Origin of the sequence: Paracoccus saliphilus, from assembly GCF_028553805.1 — a bacterium.
GTDB classification, from domain to species: Bacteria; Pseudomonadota; Alphaproteobacteria; order Rhodobacterales; family Rhodobacteraceae; genus Paracoccus; species Paracoccus saliphilus.
In genome coordinates, this window is record NZ_CP067141.1 from 38,273 (window position 1) to 54,838 (window position 16,566).

The window sequence follows — 16,566 nt, forward strand, 5'->3', positions numbered from 1 at the left end:
GCCCTCAGCGATCGTAGAAGGTTTCGCGCAGCCGGTCGTAATAGGCCGACCCCGAATCCTCCAATGCCTGCCACGAAGTGTCATAGGCGGCATCGAGGAATGCCTCGGCGGCCTCGCCTTCAAGCTGGAAGGTCTCGACCCCGGCTTCGGCAAGCTCGGCCTCGGTTTCCTTGGCCAGTTCCGTGAAATGTTCGCCGCTCTGGACTTCCCAATCGGCGGCGGCCTGTGTCAGCAACTCTTGTGCCTCGGGCGCCAGCCCCTCCCAGGCTTCGGGATTGAGCACGATCGACAGATCGCCCTGGAAGAAACCCGGATCGATGCGGTATTTCAGGAACTTGTCCCAGGACAAATCGCGTATCCCGATCATCGGAAAGCCCAGCCCGTCGAAGGTGTTCCGCTCCAGCCCGGTATAGACATCGGGCACCGGAACCGAGATCGGCACCGCGCCAAGGGATTCGAAGAACTTGTTATAGATCGGCAGGGCGCGAAGCTGCATGCCCGACAGGTCCACGCCGCCATCCTCGGTGCGCTTTGGCTCGCCGACGGTGTAGATATAGAAGCGAATATCCGAATCCGGGCGGCCAAGCAGATAGACGCCCAGCTTCTCGAGCATCGCCTCGCGCATCACTTCCAGCCCGCCATTCTCGCGGGTTTCCACCGGATCGACGGTGCCGCCGACAAAGGCATAGGCCTCGGGCAGCGAGCCGATGGAGTAGGTGGCGGGGCCGTATTGCATATCGACGATGCCACGGCTGACGGCGTCGATTTGCTGGTTGGGCGGAAAGACCTCGGGCCCGCCCATCATCTGGATCTGCACCACGCCCTTGCCGCGTTCGTTCACCAGTTCGACGAAGCCCTGGAAGCTCTGCGCGAAGGCAAGGTTCGGCGGAAAGGCCGAGACGGCCTTGAGCGTGGTTTCGGCATAAGCCGCCGCGCTGCCCATAAGCGCGACGAGGCCGCTGGCGGCGAATAGTCTGAACATCTGGCGGGGGGGTTTCATTCGGTCAACTCCTGCTGGTCATTGTTCTGGCGGGGATCGGCGCGGCTCATCCGCGCTCGTGACGGGCTGGTTCCACAGTCCCGCATTGCGGACCGCCGCCAGGAACGCCCCAAGCCGTTCGCGGCGATAGGCGTCGATGTCGCGGTCCGAGTAATCAAAGAAGCCCTGTCCGGTCCGCAGACCGATCTGGCCGTTCTCCATCTTGTCATTGACGATGGCGGGGGCGGCAAAGCGCTGCTCCCCGGTCGCCTGCGTCATGTAGCGGCTGGCGTGAAACAGGATGTCGCCACCGCCCCAATCGATGAATTCCAACAGCCCCAGAACCCCGAAGCGCAGGCCGAAGCCGTATTTCACCGCGCGGTCGACGTCTTCGGCGCTGGCCACGCCCTCTTCGACCAGCCGCGCCGCCTCGTTCATCGCCAATGCCTGGATGCGCGGGACGATATAGCCGGGCGAAGCCTTGCAGCGCACCGGAACCTTGCCAAGCTGTTCGAGGATCCGTTCCAGCCGGGCGAGGGTGTCGGGCTCGGTCTGGTCGCTCGGGCTGATCTCGACCAGCGGCACGAGGAAGGCGGGGTTGAGCCAATGCGCGTTCAGCGTCCGGCCGGGCAGGGCGGTCAGGCCCGCCAGTTCGGTTGCCAGCATGGTGGAGGTGGTCGAGGCAAGGATCGCGTCGCTTTCCGCGTGGCGATCCACCAGCGCAAAAGCGGCGGCCTTGGCGTCGTGGGTTTCCGGCACCGCCTCGAAGATCAGCTCGGCCCCGGCAAAAGCGGCCTCGGCCCGATCCGCCGGGTGGACCGAGACCCGGCCAAGGATGTCACCGACAAGCGCGGGATCGAACCCGCCCAGATCCGCGACCATGCTCAGGCTGCTGCCGATTTCGGCCAGCGCCTCGTCTTTCAGGCGCCGGAAATCCGCCGGATCGCGGGGTTTCATGTCCAGAAGCCGGACATCATGCCCGCCATGCGCCATGGCATGGGCGATCCCCCGGCCCATCCGGCCCGCGCCGAGGCAGAGGACCGGCCGCCGGCTCATGCCGCCGCCCCGGCCAGTGACAGCTTGCCACCCTGCAAAAGCTCGGTCATCTCGGCCCGGCTCAGGCCCGACAGACCCATCGCCTCGATCGTGCGCGGCCCGTGGCGCAGATCCCGCCCGGTCACCGCAGAGGCCAGCGCCAGCAGCCCCTTGGCCACCGGCACATCGACCCCGGCCCAATCGGCGACCGAGACCAGCAGCGCAAGGCCATAGGCGATGTCTTCGCTCATGTAGCGGTGATCGTCGAGATTCAGCTTTTCATGCCAATCGCCCGAGCCCACCAGCTTGTCATGGGCCAGGTTGCCATACATCCACTGGTCGGTCTCGTAATGATCTCGCAGCGGGAAATGCGGGGCGGTATATCCAAGCGTCTCGCGCAGGGTGATGCGTTCCCCGTCCAGCGCGTCATGGATTCGGCGGATCGAGGGTTGCGTGCCCTCGTTATGGATATCCCAACGGTCGAAATGCTCGATCGGTCCGGCATTCATCAGGATCAGCGGCGGGTGGATGATCGGCCCGGCATTCATCAGCGCGCCGGACAATGCGTCCTCGGACCGTTCGATCACGCCGGGAAAGGCGCGTCCTATAATCTCCAGGGCGCGATCGGTCAGCCTTGCGGGAAAGACACCGGTCGGCAGGCGCGAGGCGCGGGTGGTGATGCGCACGGCATCCGGCCCCTGCTTGCGCGCGAGCCATGGCAAGGTGCCGGTTTCGGCCAGCGCGATATCGGCGCTGCAACCGGCCTCGCGCAGGATTTGCGCCATGCGCAGGCTGCCGAAACTGCCGGGGGCGAGGAAGATCACCTGCCCGTCCCGCAGATGCGGGGCAAGGCTGCGGGCGATATCTTCCTGCGAGAAGGCGGGCGTCGGGATAAAGATCAGCTCGGCGCCGTCCAGCGCCGCTGCCAGATCATCGGTCGCCCGGACGGCAATCTCGCGGCTGCCCTTGTGGTCGATCAGGGTCAGCTCGGATGCGTCGGATTGCGGCCCGTTACGCCGCCACCAGCCAATCTGATGCCCGGCCTCGGCGAAATCCGCCACGGCGGCAAAACACCCATTCCCTCCGCCTATCACTGCTATCTTCATCTTTCCTCCTGTTCATCGATGTCACTGCGAATAGATTGATGAAAATGAGCAGATGCCACGCCTTGCTATAATAATATTTCAAATTTGTAAATATGCATTTGCACATATAAGCGCGGACCAACTCATTTCGCGGATTGCTCCTTTGGGCGGCCCGCGTGTCTCTTCTTCATGCAAATATCCTCTGGGGGTCCGGGGGGCGAAGCGCCCCCGGCCATCGCGGGACGCAATCCTGCCCGCGCCTCTAGATCGGCACCCCGCCGATACTCGCGCCGCCGCAAACATAAAGCGTTTGCCCGGAGACGAACCCGGCCTCGGGTTCGGCAAAGAACATGAAGGCGCGGGTGATATCCTCGACCGTGCCGAGCCGTCCGACCGGCAGGCGCGCGGCAAGGTCGCTTTCGGCATCGCTGCCTTTCGGGACGATGCCCCAGAAATTGTCGGTCTGCACCGGACCGGGGGCGACGACATTGACGGTGATCCCATGCGGGGCAAGCTCCAGCGCCCATGTCCGGGCCATGCCGATGATGCCCGCCTTGCTGGCCGAATAGGATGTCCGCGTCTTCGCCCCGAGCGCCGCGCGAGAGCCGTTGAACAGCACTCGCCCGAAACCCCGCTCTTTCATCGCGGGCAGGAAGGCCTGTAGTAATTGCAGTGCCGCGCCCAAGTGAAGCTGGGTGAGGGTCTGCATCTCTTCGACGCGGGCATCCTCGATCAGGTTGGGCAGGATGATCCCGGCATTATGGACCAGATGCGTCACCCGGTGCCGCGCGGCGATCTCGGCTGCGGTTTGGGTCACGGCCTGCTGATCGGCCAGATCGGCGGTGACCTCCTCGATCCCCTCGGCCCCGGATCGGTGCCGCGCGATCGAGACGACATGCCAGCCCCGCCCCCGCATCGCCTGCGCCAGATCGGCGCCGATGCCCTTGTTTCCGCCGGTGATGACGGCCGTGTAATCGCTCATTCTCTCAGCCCTCCTTCTCGATCAGTGCCAGCACCCGCAGCGGACTGCCAGAGCCGTTCTCGATCTTGAGTGGCGCCGCGAGCAGGATGGCCCCGGCCGCCGGCAACCGGTCCAGATCGCACATGCATTGCAGCCCGTAGCGCCCCGCGCCATGCAGGGTGGCATGGGCCGGGTAGGGCGGATCCAGATGCCCCGCCTGCCCGGCATCGGTTCCCACCGTCTCGGTTCCGAAGCCGCGGATGTCGCGTTCCTCGACCAGGAAGCGGATCGCCTCGGGCGAGGGGCCGGGGGAATGCGCGCCATCCTCGCGCAGGTTCAGATAGGCCGCGCCCTGGCGTTTCGACCAGTCGGTGCGCAGAAAGACCCAGCAATCGGCGGGGACCCGTCCGTGGAGATCCTCCCATGCGTGGATATGCGCGACCTCCAGAAGTGCATCCTCGTCCGCTGCGGCCTCTGCGGTGAAATCGATCACCACGACCGGGCCGACGAAATTGCGCACCGGGATAGAGTCGGTGGCGCCATTGGGCACGTCCCGGCCGGTGATCCAATGGCTTGGCGCGTCGAAATGCGTGCCGGTATGCTCGTTCATGGTGATCTCGTTCCAGCGCCATGCCGGGCCGCGATGGTCATAGGCGCTGACCTCGGTCTTGCGGAAGGCCGCGCATTGGGCGAATTCCGCTGGCAGGACCATGACCGGGAAATCCGGGGTCAGCCGGTGGGTGAGGTCAACTACCTCGACCCGGCCCAAGGCGAGCGCGCCGGATAATTGCGCGAGTATGCCGGTCATGTGACTGCTCCTTTGCTGCATCGATTCGGTTGGAGCCGGGGTGCTGGTTGCGTCCCGCGATGGCCGGGGGCGCTTCGCCCCCCGGACCCCCAGAGGATATTTGCATGAAGAAGAAATGCAGGTGATCTCATGTCATTTCGCCAGTGCTTCGCGGATGGCCAGAGCCGGGTCGTCGCGCCAGCGGGCATGGAGGTCGCGGGCGATCTCTCCGGCCGTTGCCTCTTCCTGCCCAGCGATCAAGGCCGAGACGATCGCGCGGGCCAGCGCCGAGGGCGTCACTTTCGGGGGCGGCAATTCCTGGTGCCATTCGTCGTCCACCGGCCCGGTATAGAGGTTCATCACCCGTACGCCGCTGCCACGCATATCGGCGCGCATGCCATGCGACATCGCCAGCGCGGCGGCGCCCGTGGCCGAGGTCATGCCATGGACGGGCTGAGGCACCAGCGCGCCGATGGGCAGGATATTGACCCATGCGGTGGCGTTGTTCACTCCGTCCTCGCCCCGCGCGACCATGGCGCGGCCGAATGTCTGCGCCAGCCGCATCAGGCCAAGGCAGCCGGTCTCGATTTCCTGTCTTGCGAAGATCGTGTCCGGGCGCGCCAACGCGCCGCCCGGGCGGATGAAGCGGGCATTGTTGATCAGGATATCGGTCTTGCCGCCGATCTGGGCGGCCAGCTCCCGGGCCGAGTCGATATCGGTCACGTCCAGCGGCATGATGCTGCAATTCCCGATCTCTTCCAGCTCGCGGCGGGCGGGGAAGGGTTTCCACGCTTCGGGCAGGCCCAGGAAGATGTGCGATGCACCGGCCTTTTGCAAGGCGCGGGCGAGGGCGGGAGCCTCGGGCGCGCGGGCGTCGGTGATCAGCACGCGGCGGTGGCGCGGATCGCAGGACAGGGCGCGCAGGGCGGGATCGTCTTGCATATGGGGGACCTCCTTGAGGGGCAGGGCGAGCAGGATCGCCTGGCCGGCAGCGTCGATGCGGTTGATCACCCGCACCCGGTCATCGCCCGAGACATCGCCATGCAACCGGCAGATCAGCGATGGCCCGGCATCCAGAAGCACCGTGCCGATGCGGATCGGCAGCCGGTCGCGGAAATGCGTGTCGGGGGTGGCGCGGATCGTGGTTTCGGCGATCAACTGGCCCATCGGATCGGTATCACGCCATTCCAGCGCTTCGGACAGGCAGCTGCGGCACAGGTCGCGGGGCGGATACTGGATGCGCCCGCAATCGGCGCAATGTTGCAGCGCGAACCGGCCCTCGGCGGCCATGACGCTCAGGCCGGTCGCGGCGCGAGACCGGGTTCCGGGCGGCGAAACCGGCACCCGCGTCCGCTTGAGCGGGTTCTTTTTCGGCGGTGGTTGCAGGGGTTTGGTCATGCGCCCTCACCTTCGATGATCGCGGCGGCCGAGCAGATGCCGCGGTCGTAATTGACCATGCCGAAGCCCGAGACCAGCGCCCTTGCTGCTTTTGCCACCTGTGTCGGCCCGGCGGTTGCGGTGACCTGGCGGACTGCCTCGGTCAGGCCAAGGAAACCGCCCGCCGCCCCGGCCTGTCCGGCCGAAAGCTGCCCGCCCGAGCTGTTATGCGGGAAATCCCCGTCTGTGGTCGTGTCGCGGGAGGCGAGAAAGCGCGCGCCCTCGCCCTTGGGGCAAAAGCCCAGATCCTCGGCCTGCATGGCGCAGATCACCGGGTAATCGTCATAGGTCTGCAGCAGGTCGATATCGCTCGGCCCGATCCCGGCGGCGTCCCACATGTCCGGCGCGTCTGCGGTCCAGCCGCCGCGATATTGGGCGGGATCGTCGGGAAAGGCGTTGTGACGTTCTATCGTGGCGCGGATGCGGGCATGGGGCAGGCGCAGCGCGCGGGCGCGATCCTCGGACATGACCAGGAACGCTTCGGCCCCGGCGCAGGGCATGACGCAATCGAACAGGCAGAGCGGGTCCGAGATCATCCGCGCGCCAAGGTAATCGTCAAGGCCGAGCGCGCCGCGCAGCAAGGCCTGCGGGTTGCGGCGGGCATTGGCGCGTTGGGCGGTGGCGATCCTGCCAAAATCCTCGCGCGTGGCGCCGTATTTTCGCATGTAGTGATCGGTCAGCAGAGCAAAGACCGCGTTCGGGCCGCCCGCCCCATAGGGATAGCTGGCATCCATCGCGAAACGGCTGAAGGATTGCAGCAATCGGCGGAAACTGTCGGGCTCGTTGGCGTCCCCGGCGGTGCAGGCGACGATCTCGGCCTCGCCCATTTGCACGGCGCGGGCGGCGCGGCGCAGGGCGACGACACCGCAGGCGCCGCCGACCGTCACGGTTTCCAGCCAGCGCAGGTCGAGGCCGAGATGATCGGCCAGGCCCGGCGCAGAGTCTGGAAACAGCGAGAAGGATGACACCGTCAGCCCGTCGATTTCGCGCGGGGTCAGCCCTGCCGCCTTCAGCGATCCACGCAGGGCGGAGCCGAGCCAGTATTGCGCCGGATGCGGAGAGAACCGCGTATAGGGCATGGTGAACGGCGCGGCGACGACCACGCCGTCATAGGGGGCGGGGGCGGTCATGCCTGCCTCTTTTTCAGATGCCGCAGGTCATGGGTTTCCGGCTGCCCGACCAGCGCGGCGGCGCGGGTTTTCAGCTCGGCCCGTTGCAGTTTGTTGGTCGCGGTCAGCGGCAGGGCGTCGGTCAGCGCGATATAGCCGGGGATCTTGTAATAGGCCATGCGATCCAGCGCCCATGCGGCAAGGTCTTCGGGTGCAATATCGGCGCGGGGGACGATCAGCGCGAAAACCTCATCGCCGCGCAGCTCATCGGGGACGGCGGCAATGCCGACCGAGGCAATGGCGGGGTGGCGGGCAAGGATCGACTCGACCTCGACCGCGGCGATATTCTCGCCCGAGCGGCGGATCACGTTCTTCTTGCGGTCGACGAAATGGATCTGCCCGTCCGGGGCGCGGCGGACGATATCGCCGGTATGGAACCAGCCGCCTTGCCATGCCTCGGCGGTGGCGTCGGGGTCGTGCAGATATTCGCGGAAGAAGCCCTGATGCGGATCGAAACCCGCAGCGCGGACCAGCAATTCGCCCTGTTCGGCGGGATTGCCGTCCTCGCCCTCGATTCGCATTTCCATCGCCGGGCCCGGTTGGCCGAGTGCGCTCTGGCCCACGCTGCGGGGCGTCCGGCTGGCGGCGATGACTGCGCCCGCGCCGGTCTCGGTCATCGCCCATGCCTCGATCAGCGGAAAGCCGAAGCGGTCCTCGAATGGCCCGTGCAGCTTGGGATCGACCCCGGCGCCAAAGCCGAAGCGGACGGAATGGCTGCGGTCCAGCGGGCTGTCCGGCAGTCCCATCAGGATCGAGGGCATGACGCCAAGGTAGTGCAGGCAGGTCGCGCCGCTCTCTGCGACCGATTGCCACCAGCTGCGCGGATGGAACCGGTCCAGCGCGATCAGGCAGCCGCCCACCGCGATCATCGCCATGAAGGAATAGGCCATGGCGTTCATGTGAAAGATCGGCAGCGGGGTCAGCATCCGCTCTCCATCGGAGGACAATGCGCAGAGGCTGCCCTCTTGCGCATACCACTGGCCCGCCCGCAGGAAATATTCATTCGTCAGTACGCAGCCCTTGGGCCTGCCGGTGCTGCCCGAGGTGAACAGCACCGCCGTCTCGTGGGTGCGGCCGGGGATGTCGTCGAAGACCGGTCCCGACGTCAGTTGCGCGATGGCCTCCCCCGGCGCATGGACCGGCACGCCGGGGATGGCGGCCTGTAGATCGGCGTGGCGGGACCGGATCGCGATGATCAGCGCCGGGCGGGTCAGGCTGGCCATATGTTCCAGCTCGGCGGCGCGCAGATCGGGATTGATCGGCACGACCGACAGGCCGAGTCCGTTGGCGGCCAGCCAATACAGGAAGAAATCCGGGCGGTTTTCCAGAAGCAGCATCAGCCGCATGCCCCGAACCGCCCCGGCGGCCTGGAGGGATTCGCGGATCGCCCGCACCCGGGTTGCGGCCTCGGCATAGGTCAGTTCGATTGCGTCCCGCGATGGCTGGGGGCCAGCCCCCGTCGCCGGGTGGTTCTCGAACCAGTGGCGCACCACCCGACAACCCCCGGGATATTTGGATGAAGAAGAAGCCGGCGGAGAAGAGCGTTTGTCTCGATCGGCGGAGGGGGCGTCATCGAGTGAAATGCCATAGGCCCGCGCGGTTTCCGGCAGCACGCAAAGGAATGGGCGATCTGGCCAGCGGTTTGCGGCGGTGGCGAAGGCGTCTGCGACGGTATCGGCCTGCATCGGGTTCATGGCAGCAACTGGATATTGCCGAAGGCGGCGTCGCAATTCAGGATATCGACCCGCTTCCCGGCGATCATGATCTTGCCGTCCACCCGCTTGAGGTGATGGCGCACGGTCAGGGCCAGCAGCATCTGCTCGTCCAGCCGCGTCTCGACATAGTGCATCTGCGTGACCACCCGCGCCTCGTCATCCGAGACTTCCTCGATGCGGGGGCGGTTCAGCACATGGTGACAGCGGCTTTTCGGTTTCTGGCTGAAGGTGCGCGCGCCGTGCAGCCGCTCGACCCGCAGGCGCAGCATGAAATTGTCTTCATAGAGCAGCGAGGTCTCGTTGATCGGGTCCTGCTGGTTCCAGTTCAGCGGCATCCAGTAGATGGCCTCGGGCAGCCACAGATCCAGCCAGTCGTGAAACTGGCCCTGGTCCAGCATCCATGCCTCGTCATAAACGAAATCGGTGATCTCTTCGGGTTTCATGCCGCACCCCCGATCATGAAGCGCTTCCAGGCGTTGAACTGGTTGCGCATCTGCCGCTCGGTCGTGCCGTTCAGCACGGCCTCTTGCGACAGGTCCTCGCCCTCTTCGTAGAGCCGCTGGACATTCACCCATTCAAGCCCGTCGGCCATCAACCCCTCCTGCGCGCGCTCATACATTTCCAGATCGTCATGCCCGACCATCGAGGTTGGCGCGTTGATCATCCGGTTATACATCGCGGTGCGGGCGACAAGCTGGTCGGGGGCGCCGTCCAGCCGGAAGATCCAGCTTTCCACCAGCGTCTTGTCGGCGGCAAGCGGGATGAAGTTGCGCAATTGCTGGATCGGGCCCTTGATCATGATATTGGGGAAATAGACCGTGTTATGCCGGTTCTCGCCGAGGATTTCCTTGGCGCGATCCTCTCCGTAAGCCTCGACCATCGACTCGAAATAGCCGGGGATCGCCGAGTAATCCGAATGGATCGAGTGATGCACCCCGGTATGGCCGTGCCCGTTTGGCCATGTGCGGATGCCCATGTTCTCAAAGAATTCATAGGGCGACATGAAGGGCGCGATAATCTCCATCGCCGGGGGCTTTGGGGTGTCCTCGGTCTTGTCCATCGACTCCCAAATCTTCACGGCGGTGCCGGCGCTGGATTCATGCGCGACCATCGGGTGGCACGTGTCGGTCTGGTTCTCGACCAGCATCTTCCAGTTGCAGCGATGCATGTAGCGCAGCGGCGCGCCCGCCACTGTCAGGCTGCCCACCGGCGAGCGGTCCACCATGTTGTCCAGCGAGGACAGCGAGTCGCCGAAGAAATCCTCGAAAGCGATCCCCTCGCGCGCCAGCCGGGCAAAGATGAAGCCGCGGTAATTATGCCATGAGCCGACCGCGGCCATGCCCTTGGCGGCCTCGGTCCCCTCCAGTCCAGTGCCCTGATAGCCCTTTTTCAGTGGGATCGCGAGCAGGCAGCCATCGGTCTTGAAGGACCATGCGTGATAGGGACAGCGAAAGAACTTGCCGGTATTGCCCGCCTTGTCGATGGCGATCTTGGTGCCCTTATGCGGGCAGCGGTTATACAGCACCTTGATCTCGCCATCCGAATGGCGGACCTGCAACAGCGGCTGATCGCCGATCTGCGTGGTGATGTAATCGCCGGGATTGGGGGTCTGGCTTTCATGGCCGACATAGACCCAGCTATTGGGAAACAGGTTGCGCATTTCCAGCCGGAAGATCCCGGGGCTGGTATAGACATCGCGATGCACCTGTTCGGGCCGGATCACGCGGTCGATGACCTCGTGGATCTGTTGTGTTTCATCGGTCATTTGCTTCTCTCCCTGTTTGCCCCCGGATCTCGTCAGAGGTCCAGCTTGAGCCGGGACGACAAGGCCCGGCTGACACAGATCTGCATGACATCGCCGGCGCTGCGCTCGGCGTCGGACAACACCACGTCGCGGTGATCGGGTGTGCCCTCCAGCACCGCGGTCTGGCAGATCCCGCAATCGCCGCGCTGGCAATCATAGATGACGTCGAGGCCGTTTTCCTCCAGCACCTCGATGATGGTCTGTCCCGGCGGCACGGTAAAGACCTGCCCGGTCGAGGCGATCTCGACCTCGAAGGGGCTGTCGCCCGCCTCGGGTTCGGGCGTGTCGAACAGTTCGGTATGGATACGCTCGGGCGTGAAACCCGCCGCCTCGGCCGCCTGCCGCGTGGCATCGATCATCGGACGCGGGCCGCAGACATAGACATGCGTGCCCGGTGCCGCCGCCGCGACCAGATCGGCGACGGGCAGGGGGCCGCCCGCCTCGTCATCGCGATGCAGCGCGATCTGCTCGCCATGCGCGCCCGTCAGGTGATCGGCATAGGCGGCGACTGCCGCCGAGCGGGCCGCGTAATGCATCCGCCAGTCCCGTCCGCCGCGCGCCAGCGCAGTCGCCATCGAGATCAGCGGCGTGACCCCGATCCCCCCGGCCAGCAACAGCGCGGGCGCGTCCCCGGTATCCAGCGGAAAATCATTCTGCGGACCGCGCGCCGTGATCTGGTCGCCCACACCTAGGTGATGCATCCACTTGGAGCCGCCCGCGCCCGCATCGTCGCGGCGGATTGCCAGCAGGTATTCTTCCGGGTTTTCGGCATCACTGCCAAGGTCGATCAATGAATATGCATTGGTCTTTCCGCCAGGCAGAGCCACCCGGATATGCGCCCCGGCATCATAGGCGGGCAGCTTCCCGCCATCCGCCGGGACCAGTGCGATCTCGCGGATACCATCGCCCGGATCGGCGATTCGCGTCACGGTCAATTCAAGCTCTTGGGCGGCAGACCCGGTCGGGGAAGGCTGTGTCGTCGGCATTGTCCGATCCTGTTGGCGTTGCACAAATTCCTGCGCTGGCTGGCGATCTTGGGGCCGCCCTGTTTCGGAAAATATGAAATATCATGCTTTCTCCTGTCAATCTTTAAACTTAAAAAAATGCAGTTTCATATTTTTCTTGCGTGAAGGGGGCGTTTGGTGAGAGGCTTTCGGAAAAAGATTCGTCAACCGGGAGCCACCTCATGAAGCATTTCAATACCCGCCTTCTGGCAGCCACGGCCGCCCTGTGCCTGTCGGCCCTGCCATCGCTTGCGCAGGACGTGACCCTGCGCCTTTCCAACTGGCTGCCGGTGTCGCATCCGGTGGTCAAGGATATCATGGTGCCCTGGGCCGAACAGGTGAAGGAAGCGACCGAGGGCCGGGTCGAAGTCCAGATCCTCGACGCCCCCCTGGGCCCGCCGCCCGCGCATTTCGACCTTGTCTCGTCGGGCGCGGCCGATATCGCATTCTCGGCGCATAGCTATACGCCGGGGCGTTTCTCGCTGACGCAGCTTGCCGAACTGCCCTTCCTGACCCCGAGTTCCGAGGCGAATTCAGTCGCCTTCTGGCGGGTGTGGGAAGAGATGCTGGCCGAGCAGAACGAACATGCCGGGGTCAAGGTGCTGGCGCTGTTCGGGCATGGGCCGGGGCAGCTTTTCACCACCTCGAAACCGGTCAGTCCCGTCTCGGGGCTCGAAGGGGCCAAGATCCGTGTCGCGGGCGAGGTGACGGATCAGCTTGTCACGAATCTGGGCATGGTCTCGGTCCAGGCGCCTTCCTCGGAAAGTTACGAGTTGCTGCATAACGGCGTCGCCGACGGGATCGTGTTCCCCTATGAATCCGTGCCCTTCTTCAAGCTGGACGATACGGTGAAGCAGGCGCTGACCGTCGATGGCGGCATGTATAACGTGTCCTTTTTCATGGTCATGAACCAGGCGCGCTATGACAGCCTGTCAGAGGCCGACCGTGCCGCGATCGACAAGGTCTCGGGCGAGGCGCTGGTGCGCATGGCGGGCAAGGCATGGGATGCCGCCGACAAGGCCGGGCGCGAGGCGATGGAGGGCAAGGTCGCCTTCACCCCCGCCGAGGGCGATGACCTGGCCGCGCTGCAGGCCGCGTCGGATTCGATCTATGAATCTGTGCGCGGGAAATACGAGGCCAAGGGCGTCGATTTCGACGCGGCACTGGAGATGTTCAAATCCGAGATCGAGAAAGTGCAGGCCGGGGAATGACGGTCGAGCAGCTGCGTGCCGGCATGCGAACCGTCACCGCGGTTCTTCTGGGCGTGCTGCTGGTCGCACTGACCGCGGTGACGGTGGTGGACGTGGTCGGCCGTTACGTTTTCAACAGCCCGCTATCGGGAGGCACGGAACTGACCGAGCTTCTGGTCATGGGCGTCGTCTTTGCCGGGCTGCCCGCCATCACGCTGGATGACGGCCATATCACCGCCGATCTGTTCACCCAGCTATTCAGCTCGCGCGGCAAGGAAATACAGCTTTTCTTCGCGCGCGTCCTGTCCGCTGTCGCATTGGCGTTTGGAGGCTGGCAGCTATGGGAGCACGGGGCGCGGCTGGCCGGCTACAACCAGACCACGCTCTACCTGAAAATCCCGATGGGTCCGGTGGCACAATTTGCCGCCGTGATCTGTGTGGTCTCGGCGGCGATGGTCCTTGCAATGGCGGTGCTGCGGGTCCGGCGCGCCGAATAAGATCAACCGAATATGGCTCTGGCAGGGAGGTAACATGGACTGGCCCTTTGGGATGGCGATCCTGTTCGCGATGCTGTTTCTGGGAATCCCGATCGGGTTCTCGCTGGTCCTGGTCGGCATTGTCGGCATTTCCAGCATCATCGGCCTGGACCCCGCCCTGTCCATGCTGGGGCAGATCTTTTTCGACACCGCGCGCAGCTATTCCCTGTCGGTCGTGCCGATGTTCCTGCTGATGGGCAATTTCATCGTGCAGTCAGGGGTCGCCGACGAGATCTATGACGCCGCCAATGCGTGGCTGCGGCACCGCAAGGGCGGGTTGGCGATGGCGACCGTGGTGGCCTGCGGCGGGTTCGGCTCGGTCTGCGGCTCGTCTCTGGCGACGGCGGCGACGATGGGCAAGATTGCGCTGCCCGCGATGCGGCGGCACGGCTATTCCGACAGTCTTGCCACTGGCAGCATCGCTGCGGGCGGCACGCTTGGGATCATCATCCCGCCATCGGTCATCCTGGTGATCTATGGCATCCTGACGCAGCAGGATATCGGCAAGCTGTTTCTGGCAGGCATCATTCCTGGCCTGCTCGGGGTGATCGGCTACATGATCGCCGTGCGGATTTCCCTGTGGATGCGTCCCGAGCATCTGACCCAGATGTCGCCGCTACCCTTGCGCGAACGGCTGCTGGCCCTGCGCGGCGTGCTGCCCGCGATGGTGCTGTTCGCCTTTGTGCTTGGCGGCATCTATCTGGGCGTTTTCACCGCCACCGAGGCGGCGGGAATGGGTGCGGGCGGGGCGATCCTGCTGACGGCCCTGCGCGGCAAGCTGACGGCGAGGGCCACGCTGACCACGCTGTTCGATTCGGGCAAGACCACGGCGGCGATGTTCTTCATCCTGATCGGCGCGCTGTATTTCATGAATTACGTGAACCTGTCGGGCCTGTCCTCGGATATCAAGAATGGCGTTCTGTCGCTGAACATGCCGCCCTTCGGCATCCTGCTGATGATCTCGCTTTTGCTGCTGGTGCTGGGTTCGCTTCTGGAGAGCCTGTCGATGGTGACGCTGGTCGTGCCGGTGCTGTTCCCGATCGTCACCTCGCTTGGCATCGATCCGATCTGGTTCGGGATCTTCATCGTCGTGGCAGCCGAACTCAGCTATATCACCCCGCCGATGGGGATGAATGTCTTTGTCCTGCGCGTGGTCGCGCGCGAAGTGCCGGTGGGGCAGATATTCCGTGGTGTGACGCCCTTCGTGCTGATGGATATCGTCAGGTTGTTGCTGCTCATGCTGTTCCCGGCATTGGCTCTGGTCATTCCGAACTCGATGTAGTCAATGGATGACATGAGCGATCATAACAGCGACAAGCCGGAGGCCGAAGAGCCGTTCCTGGCTGATTACCTGCAATTCCTGTTGGCCACCGCCAGCGGATTGGCGAGCCATGGGTTCCACGTGCAGGCGGCTGCCGCGGGCGTGTCGGTCGCTGAATGGCGGGTGCTGGCCTGCCTGAGCGATTGCGACGGCCAGTCGGTGACCGAACTGGCCCGGCTTGCGCAGATGGAGCAGTCGCGCCTGACCCGGGTGATCGAGCGGATGGACAATCGCGGCCATGTCACCCGCAAACGCTGTCAGGACGACCGGCGCAAGGTCTATGTCTGGCTGACCGAGCAGGGCGCAGGGATCGGCCGCGATCTTGTCGCCCGCGCCAGGACGCATGAGGCCGAGTTCATCGAAAGCTGCCTGAGCCCGGCCGAAGGCCGCCGCCTCAAGGCACTGCTGACCCGGCTGATCGAGCGCGCCGGCAAGGGCAAGGTCCACGCCATCCGCCGTTGATCCGAGCCGGCTGCTGCCCGCGATGAGATCCAGATATATCCATTTTCATTTATTTTGACCCGCGCGGTGGCGGTCTCGCGTCATGCGTTCATGGTATGCTACCTGTAGCGACGAATTCCTGCAGCAGGCCTGGCCTGTCTTGCAGGAATTTAGTTGCAAATGCATATTTAAATGCGTAGCCTTCACTATGATCTGGATCGGCGGCATCGAGTCGCGATGCCTATGTCCGATCCGCTACTGACAGGGGGGGAAATCGATGACTGCAAGTGAAACTCTTGGCGCATTGGCCGGTCTGCTCGCCTCGGGCAAGGTCGAGGTCGTGGACCTGACGGCGACGCTCGGTCCCGATACGCCATTGCTGAAATTGCCGCCCGAGCTGGCCGTGGACACGCCGCCGGTGAAGATCCACAAGATCAGCGAATATGATAATAACGGCCCGTTCTGGGCCTGGAACTGGCTGGAGCTGGGCGAACATTCCGGCACTCATTTCGACGCGCCGCATCACTGGGTCACCGGCAAGGATTATGCCGAAGGCTATACCGACACGCTGGATGTCCAGCGGCTGATCGCGCCCGTGAACGTGCTGGATTTCAGCAAGGAATCCACCGAAGATCCCGATTTCCTGCTGACGGTCGAACATATCAAGGCATGGGAGGCCGAGCACGGCGAAATCGGCGCGGGCGAATGGGTGGTTCTGCGTAGCGATTGGGATCGCCGCAACCATGACGAGGCACAGTTTCTCAACGCTGACGAGACCGGCCCGCATACGCCCGGACCGACCCATGACGCGATCCAGTACCTGATCGACAAGGATATCGTCGGATGGGGCAGCCAATGCATCGGCACCGATGCCGGGCAGGCCGCGACGATGGACCCGATCTTTCCGGCCCATAACCTGCTGCACAAGCATAACCGCTTCGGCCTCGCCTCGCTGACCAACCTCGATCGCCTGCCGCCAAAAGGCGCGATCCTGATCCCGGCGCCGCTGAAATTCCTGAACGGCACCGGCTCGCCCATCAGGGCATTGGCGCTTGTGGCGCGGGGGTAGGTTCCGGATGATCCGGTTCCAGTCTCCCGCAGA

The 16,566-nt window shown here is 64.5% G+C and carries 16 protein-coding genes; 5 read left to right on the forward strand and 11 right to left on the reverse strand.

Features of this window, described 5'->3' with window-relative positions; all coding sequences use genetic code 11:
• Window positions 1-4: 4 nt before the first annotated feature.
• The 11 genes from dctP to JHX88_RS21235 all read right to left on the reverse strand — a co-directional run bounded on the left by dctP (window position 5) and on the right by JHX88_RS21235 (window position 11,958).
• Entirely contained in the window at window positions 5-1,000 is a 996-nt protein-coding gene (dctP, locus tag JHX88_RS21185) for a TRAP transporter substrate-binding protein DctP (RefSeq protein ID WP_076526842.1), read from the reverse strand.
• Between the two features lie 18 nt (window positions 1,001-1,018).
• Window positions 1,019-2,035: a 3-hydroxybutyryl-CoA dehydrogenase gene (locus JHX88_RS21190; protein ID WP_076526843.1), complete on the reverse strand. Its 1,017-nt coding sequence runs from the start codon at window positions 2,033-2,035 to the stop codon at window positions 1,019-1,021.
• The gene (locus JHX88_RS21195; protein ID WP_076526844.1) at window positions 2,032-3,120 is read right to left on the reverse strand and encodes an NAD/NADP-dependent octopine/nopaline dehydrogenase family protein; all 1,089 of its coding nucleotides are present in this window, start codon (window positions 3,118-3,120) and stop codon (window positions 2,032-2,034) included. The genes JHX88_RS21190 and JHX88_RS21195 overlap by 4 nt, the downstream gene beginning before the upstream one ends.
• 241 nt (window positions 3,121-3,361) lie before the next feature.
• Window positions 3,362-4,081 (reverse strand): SDR family oxidoreductase, encoded by a 720-nt coding sequence (locus tag JHX88_RS21200; RefSeq protein ID WP_076526845.1) that lies wholly within the window; start codon window positions 4,079-4,081, stop codon window positions 3,362-3,364.
• Window positions 4,082-4,085: 4 nt separating this feature from the next.
• Complete coding sequence (locus JHX88_RS21205; RefSeq protein WP_076526846.1) at window positions 4,086-4,868, reverse strand: cyclase family protein; 783 nt, start codon at window positions 4,866-4,868, stop codon at window positions 4,086-4,088.
• A gap of 132 nt (window positions 4,869-5,000) precedes the next feature.
• Window positions 5,001-6,245 carry an SDR family NAD(P)-dependent oxidoreductase gene (locus tag JHX88_RS21210; RefSeq protein WP_076526847.1) on the reverse strand — a complete coding sequence of 415 codons (1,245 nt, stop codon included), beginning with the start codon at window positions 6,243-6,245 and terminating at the stop codon, window positions 5,001-5,003.
• Window positions 6,242-7,414, reverse strand: coding sequence for a thiolase family protein (locus JHX88_RS21215; RefSeq protein ID WP_076526848.1), 1,173 nt, complete (start codon window positions 7,412-7,414; stop codon window positions 6,242-6,244). Before JHX88_RS21215 ends, JHX88_RS21210 begins: the two co-directional genes overlap by 4 nt.
• Entirely contained in the window at window positions 7,411-9,147 is a 1,737-nt protein-coding gene (locus tag JHX88_RS21220; protein WP_076526849.1) for an AMP-binding protein, read from the reverse strand. The genes JHX88_RS21215 and JHX88_RS21220 overlap by 4 nt, the downstream gene beginning before the upstream one ends.
• Window positions 9,144-9,611, reverse strand: coding sequence for an aromatic-ring-hydroxylating dioxygenase subunit beta (locus tag JHX88_RS21225; protein ID WP_076526850.1), 468 nt, complete (start codon window positions 9,609-9,611; stop codon window positions 9,144-9,146). The genes JHX88_RS21220 and JHX88_RS21225 overlap by 4 nt, the downstream gene beginning before the upstream one ends.
• Window positions 9,608-10,933, reverse strand: a complete 1,326-nt coding sequence (locus JHX88_RS21230; RefSeq protein ID WP_076526851.1) for an aromatic ring-hydroxylating dioxygenase subunit alpha — start codon at window positions 10,931-10,933, stop codon at window positions 9,608-9,610. The genes JHX88_RS21225 and JHX88_RS21230 overlap by 4 nt, the downstream gene beginning before the upstream one ends.
• A gap of 32 nt (window positions 10,934-10,965) precedes the next feature.
• On the reverse strand, window positions 10,966-11,958 hold the full coding sequence (locus tag JHX88_RS21235) for a PDR/VanB family oxidoreductase (protein WP_084203184.1): 993 nt from the start codon (window positions 11,956-11,958) through the stop codon (window positions 10,966-10,968).
• A 200-nt stretch (window positions 11,959-12,158) separates the two neighbouring features.
• On the opposite strand from JHX88_RS21235, the gene JHX88_RS21240 reads away from it, so the two are divergent.
• The 5 genes from JHX88_RS21240 to JHX88_RS21260 all read left to right on the forward strand — a co-directional run bounded on the left by JHX88_RS21240 (window position 12,159) and on the right by JHX88_RS21260 (window position 16,533).
• Window positions 12,159-13,187: a TRAP transporter substrate-binding protein gene (locus JHX88_RS21240; protein WP_076526852.1), complete on the forward strand. Its 1,029-nt coding sequence runs from the start codon at window positions 12,159-12,161 to the stop codon at window positions 13,185-13,187.
• The gene (locus tag JHX88_RS21245) at window positions 13,184-13,663 is read left to right on the forward strand and encodes a TRAP transporter small permease (protein WP_076526853.1); all 480 of its coding nucleotides are present in this window, start codon (window positions 13,184-13,186) and stop codon (window positions 13,661-13,663) included. Before JHX88_RS21240 ends, JHX88_RS21245 begins: the two co-directional genes overlap by 4 nt.
• A gap of 34 nt (window positions 13,664-13,697) precedes the next feature.
• Window positions 13,698-14,984, forward strand: a complete 1,287-nt coding sequence (locus JHX88_RS21250) for a TRAP transporter large permease (protein WP_076526854.1) — start codon at window positions 13,698-13,700, stop codon at window positions 14,982-14,984.
• Window positions 14,985-14,996: 12 nt separating this feature from the next.
• Entirely contained in the window at window positions 14,997-15,485 is a 489-nt protein-coding gene (locus JHX88_RS21255; protein ID WP_084203199.1) for a MarR family winged helix-turn-helix transcriptional regulator, read from the forward strand.
• 256 nt (window positions 15,486-15,741) lie between these two features.
• Entirely contained in the window at window positions 15,742-16,533 is a 792-nt protein-coding gene (locus JHX88_RS21260; RefSeq protein ID WP_076526856.1) for a cyclase family protein, read from the forward strand.
• Window positions 16,534-16,566: the final 33 nt, after the last annotated feature.